7 protein-coding genes, 1 tRNA gene and 1 pseudogene are annotated in these 4,532 nt (G+C 54.0%); all 9 read left to right on the top strand.

Going from position 1 to position 4,532, the window contains the following annotated elements:
- The coding region (locus HCU66_RS26710; RefSeq protein WP_461792167.1) for an EF-Tu C-terminal domain-related protein at positions 1 to 297 on the top strand (297 nt) is incomplete at its 5' end.
- A 53-nt stretch (positions 298 to 350) separates the two neighbouring features.
- Positions 351 to 426 (top strand) — tRNA-Trp (locus HCU66_RS26705).
- 45 nt (positions 427 to 471) lie between these two features.
- A complete protein-coding gene (gene secE / locus HCU66_RS26700) occupies positions 472 to 840 on the top strand; it encodes a preprotein translocase subunit SecE (RefSeq protein ID WP_007896620.1) in 369 nt (122 codons plus the stop codon).
- Positions 841 to 849: 9 nt separating this feature from the next.
- Positions 850 to 1,383: a transcription termination/antitermination protein NusG gene (nusG, locus tag HCU66_RS26695; protein WP_007933727.1), complete on the top strand. Its 534-nt coding sequence runs from the start codon at positions 850 to 852 to the stop codon at positions 1,381 to 1,383.
- 154 nt (positions 1,384 to 1,537) lie between these two features.
- Positions 1,538 to 1,969, top strand: coding sequence for a 50S ribosomal protein L11 (gene rplK, locus HCU66_RS26690; RefSeq protein ID WP_003176435.1), 432 nt, complete (start codon positions 1,538 to 1,540; stop codon positions 1,967 to 1,969).
- Positions 1,969 to 2,664, top strand: a complete 696-nt coding sequence (gene rplA, locus HCU66_RS26685; RefSeq protein WP_092205577.1) for a 50S ribosomal protein L1 — start codon at positions 1,969 to 1,971, stop codon at positions 2,662 to 2,664. Before rplK ends, rplA begins: the two co-directional genes overlap by 1 nt.
- Before the next feature lie 198 nt (positions 2,665 to 2,862).
- Positions 2,863 to 3,363, top strand: coding sequence for a 50S ribosomal protein L10 (gene rplJ, locus HCU66_RS26680; RefSeq protein WP_085718231.1), 501 nt, complete (start codon positions 2,863 to 2,865; stop codon positions 3,361 to 3,363).
- Between the two features lie 80 nt (positions 3,364 to 3,443).
- The gene (gene rplL, locus HCU66_RS26675) at positions 3,444 to 3,809 is read left to right on the top strand and encodes a 50S ribosomal protein L7/L12 (RefSeq protein ID WP_011063780.1); all 366 of its coding nucleotides are present in this window, start codon (positions 3,444 to 3,446) and stop codon (positions 3,807 to 3,809) included.
- 220 nt (positions 3,810 to 4,029) lie between these two features.
- Positions 4,030 to 4,532 (top strand): annotated as a pseudogene (rpoB, locus tag HCU66_RS26670) (DNA-directed RNA polymerase subunit beta); the annotation flags it as partial.

Here is a 4,532-nt window from a genome sequence, read left to right as displayed (position 1 = left end):
GGCACCGTCAAGCCGCACACCAAGTTCACCGCAGAAGTTTACGTTCTGAGCAAGGAAGAAGGCGGTCGTCATACTCCGTTCTTCAAAGGCTACCGTCCACAGTTCTACTTCCGTACTACTGACGTGACTGGTAACTGCGAGCTGCCAGAAGGCGTTGAAATGGTAATGCCAGGTGACAACATCCAGATGACTGTCACTCTGATCAAAACCATCGCGATGGAAGATGGTCTGCGTTTCGCTATCCGTGAAGGCGGTCGTACCGTCGGCGCTGGCGTCGTAGCCAAAGTCATCGAGTAAATAGTTGTAATGTCTTTTTCGGGCCGGCATAATGGTCGGCCTGATTTTGTTTTAGGTCAGTAGCTCAATTGGCAGAGCGACGGTCTCCAAAACCGTAGGTTGGGGGTTCGATTCCCTCCTGACCTGCCAGATTCACTCGGTGTGTCTGGCTTTCTTTTCACAGGATCTTCATAGATGACTCCTAAAGCTGAAGCTCAAGGCTCTCGCTTCGATCTGCTCAAGTGGCTTGTAGTAGTCGCTTTGGTGGTTGTTGGCGTTGTTGGCAATCAGTATTACTCTGCTTCGCCGATCCTGTACCGTGTACTCGCTTTGCTTGTCATTGCTGCCGTAGCTGCCTTTGTAGGCCTGCAAACAGTCAAGGGCAAGTCTTTCTTTGTACTGGTTAAGGAAGCTCGCACCGAGATTCGTAAAGTCGTATGGCCAACTCGCCAAGAAACCACGCAGACCACATTGATTGTTGTGGCTGTTGTCCTGGTTATGGCGTTGCTGTTGTGGGGGCTCGATTCCCTGCTCGGTTGGCTTGTTTCCTTGATTGTCGGCTAAGGGTGTCCCGTGGCTAAGCGTTGGTACGTTGTGCATGCTTACTCGGGTTACGAGAAGCATGTCATGCGTTCGTTGATCGAGCGCGTAAAGCTGGCTGGCATGGAAGATGGCTTCGGCGAAATTCTGGTTCCCACTGAAGAAGTGGTTGAAATGCGTAATGGCCAGAAGCGCAAAAGCGAGCGTAAGTTCTTCCCTGGTTATGTGCTGGTTCAGATGGACATGAATGAGGGTACTTGGCACTTGGTCAAGGATACTCCTCGGGTGATGGGTTTTATCGGTGGGACTGCTGATAAGCCTGCGCCGATCACAGATAAAGAGGCAGAAGCGATTCTGCGTCGTGTTGCTGATGGTAGCGACAAGCCGAAACCGAAGACGTTGTTCGAGCCAGGTGAGTCGGTACGTGTCAACGACGGGCCGTTTGCTGATTTTACCGGCACGGTTGAAGAGGTTAACTACGAGAAGAGCCGGATCCAAGTGGCAGTGCTCATTTTCGGTCGCTCTACTCCGGTAGAGTTAGAGTTCAGTCAGGTCGAAAAGGTCTAGCTGAGCAAGCATCCCAACCCCGCAGCCCTAGGCTGTGGGGTTTTGTCGTCACTGGGATAAACGCGCAAGTAACCGGGGAGCCTTTCGAGGCGTNTAAACGCGCAAGTAACCGGGGAGCCTTTCGAGGCGTTTGAACCCGTAATTGGAGTGCCTCATGGCCAAGAAGATTACCGCTTACATCAAGCTGCAAGTGAAGGCCGCTCAGGCTAACCCAAGCCCACCGGTTGGTCCTGCTCTGGGTCAGCACGGCGTGAACATCATGGAATTCTGCAAGGCTTTCAACGCCCGTACTCAGGGTCTTGAGCCAGGTCTGCCGACTCCAGTGATCATCACTGTCTACAGCGACCGTAGCTTCACTTTCGAAACCAAATCCACCCCCGCTTCGGTTCTGCTGAAGAAGGCTGCTGGTCTGACTAGCGGTTCCGCTCGTCCGAACACCGTTAAGGTTGGCACCGTGACCCGTGCTCAGCTGGAAGAAATCGCGAAAACCAAAAACGCGGATCTGACTGCAGCTGATATGGACGCAGCCGTGCGTACTATCGCCGGTTCTGCTCGTAGCATGGGCCTTAACGTGGAGGGTGTGTAATGGCTAAGCTGACCAAGCGTCAAAAGGCTATCGCCGGCAAAATCGAAGCAGGCAAGGCCTACAACTTTGTAGACGCTGCTGCTCTGCTGTCCGAGCTGTCGACTGTCAAGTTCAGCGAGTCGTTCGACGTTGCTGTGAACCTGGGTGTTGATCCACGTAAATCCGACCAGGTTGTTCGTAGCGCAACTGTGCTGCCACACGGCACTGGCAAGACCGTTCGTGTTGCTGTGTTCACCCAGGGTCCAGCTGCCGAGGCCGCTCTGGCTGCCGGCGCTGACCGCGTAGGTATGGATGACCTGGCTGCCGAAATGAAAGGCGGCGACCTGAACTATGACGTAGTGATCGCATCCCCGGATGCTATGCGCGTTGTAGGTCAGTTGGGTCAGATCCTTGGTCCACGTGGTCTGATGCCTAACCCTAAAGTCGGCACTGTGACTCCAGACGTAGCCACCGCAGTTAAGAACGCCAAGGCTGGTCAGGTTCGTTATCGCACCGACAAAAACGGCATCATCCACACTTCCGTTGGCAAAATCGGTTTCGATGCCGTCAAGCTGAAGGAAAACGTTGAAGCCCTGATCGCTGATCTGAAGCGCATCAAGCCAGCTTCTTCGAAAGGCATTTACGTCAAGCGCGTTACCCTGAGCACCACCATGGGTCCAGGCCTGGTCATCGACCAAAGCTCGCTCGACGCGTAAGACAAAGATTGGCGCAAGCGATTGCGCCAATGGAAAGATTGGGGTCCCTGCCTGGCGGGGGCTATCCAAGACCGTAGGCGACGCAAGTCTTAAACCTCAAGCCTACGCAGATGGTGCTCCCGGTTCCTTACCGAATCAGACACCAAAACGACATCCGGCCTCGGCTGGATGAAACGGTAACAAGCAGGAGTTAAACCCGTGGCAATTAAACTCGAAGACAAGAAGGCCATCGTCGCTGAAGTCAACGAGGCTGCCAAAGTCGCTCTGTCCGCTGTCGTGGCTGATGCCCGTGGCGTAACAGTAGGCGCGATGACCGGACTCCGTAAAGAGGCCCGCGAAGCTGGCGTATACGTACGTGTCGTACGTAACACCCTGCTCAAGCGCGCTGTTGAAGGCACTCAGTATGACGTGCTCAACGACGCGTTCGTAGGCCCGACCCTGATTGCATTCTCGAAAGAACATCCGGGCGCTGCTGCTCGTATCTTCAAAGAGTTTGCCAAGGGTCAGGACAAGTTCGAGATCAAGGCAGCTGCGTTCGAGGGCAAGTTCCTCGCAGCAAACCAGATCGATGTGTTGGCTTCGCTGCCGACCCGCGACGAAGCTATCGCGAAGCTGATGAGCGTGATTCAAGGCGCTACCAGCAAGCTGGCTCGTACTCTGGCGGCCGTTCGCGACCAGAAAGAAGCTGCTGCTGCCTAAGGCACTGCAAGCCCTTTCCAAATCATATGTTTAATTTGATGGCTGCGTAGGCTGTCACCCCAATACAGGAATTTATAGTCATGTCTCTGACTAACGAGCAAATCATCGAAGCAATCGGCCAGAAAACCGTTCTGGAAGTTGTTGAGCTGATCAAAGCAATGGAAGAAACCTTCGGCGTTACCGCTGCTGTTGCTGCTGCTGGTCCAGCTGCTGCTGCCGCTGTTGTTGAAGAACAAACTGAATTCAACGTCATGCTGACCGAAGCTGGCGAGAAGAAAGTTAACGTGATCAAGGCTGTACGTGAACTGACCGGTCTGGGCCTGAAAGAAGCCAAGGCTGTAGTTGACGGCGCTCCTGCCATGGTTCTGGAAGCTGTTGCCAAAGAAGCAGCTGACAAAGCCAAAGCAGCTCTGGAAGAAGCAGGCGCTAAAGTCGAGCTGAAGTAAGCATCGACTTTGCTCCTCCAGCCCGAGCGTTAAGCGAAAGGCTGATGGCTGGTGGCTCTTGCCACCGGCCTTTTTCCGTTATTGGCAGCCGACTGGGTCGGTGCCGGTAACGAGCTATAACCACCCGATGCGGTGGCGCAAACCATGGGGTTTGCACGATTTTCTGGCTGCTTCCGTCGGGAGGGGCCAAACAAGCAGGTGACCAAGCTGGGGAACGCTGATGGCTTACTCATATACTGAGAAAAAACGTATCCGCAAGGACTTTAGCAAGTTGCCGGACGTCATGGATGTGCCGTACCTCCTGGCCATCCAGCTGGATTCGTATCGTGAATTCTTGCAAGCGGGAGCGACTAAAGATCAGTTCCGCGACGTGGGCCTGCATGCGGCCTTCAAATCCGTTTTCCCGATCATCAGCTACTCCGGCAATGCTGCGCTGGAGTACGTCGGTTATCGCCTGGGCGAACCGGCATTTGATGTNAACGGTGCAGCTGGGCGAACCGGCATTTGATGTCAAAGAATGCGTATTGCGCGGTGTAACTTACGCCGTACCTTTGCGGGTAAAAGTGCGCCTGATCATTTTCGACAAAGAATCGTCGAACAAAGCGATCAAGGACATCAAAGAGCAAGAAGTCTACATGGGTGAAATCCCTCTGATGACTGAGAACGGTACCTTCGTAATCAACGGTACCGAGCGTGTAATCGTTTCCCAGCTGCACCGTTCCC

The sequence above is a fragment of the Pseudomonas frederiksbergensis genome (assembly GCF_017114915.1).
GTDB lineage: Bacteria > Pseudomonadota > Gammaproteobacteria > Pseudomonadales > Pseudomonadaceae > Aquipseudomonas > Aquipseudomonas frederiksbergensis_I.
This window is presented reverse-complemented; position numbering and strand designations above follow the sequence as displayed.

Coding starts and splice junctions, on each gene's coding strand:
- secE (WP_007896620.1), top strand. CDS start 472: ATGACTCCTAAAGCTGAAGCTCAAGGCTCTCGCTTCGATCTGCTCAAG.
- rplK (WP_003176435.1), top strand. CDS start 1,538: ATGGCCAAGAAGATTACCGCTTACATCAAGCTGCAAGTGAAGGCCGCT.
- rplA (WP_092205577.1), top strand. CDS start 1,969: ATGGCTAAGCTGACCAAGCGTCAAAAGGCTATCGCCGGCAAAATCGAA.
- rplL (WP_011063780.1), top strand. CDS start 3,444: ATGTCTCTGACTAACGAGCAAATCATCGAAGCAATCGGCCAGAAAACC.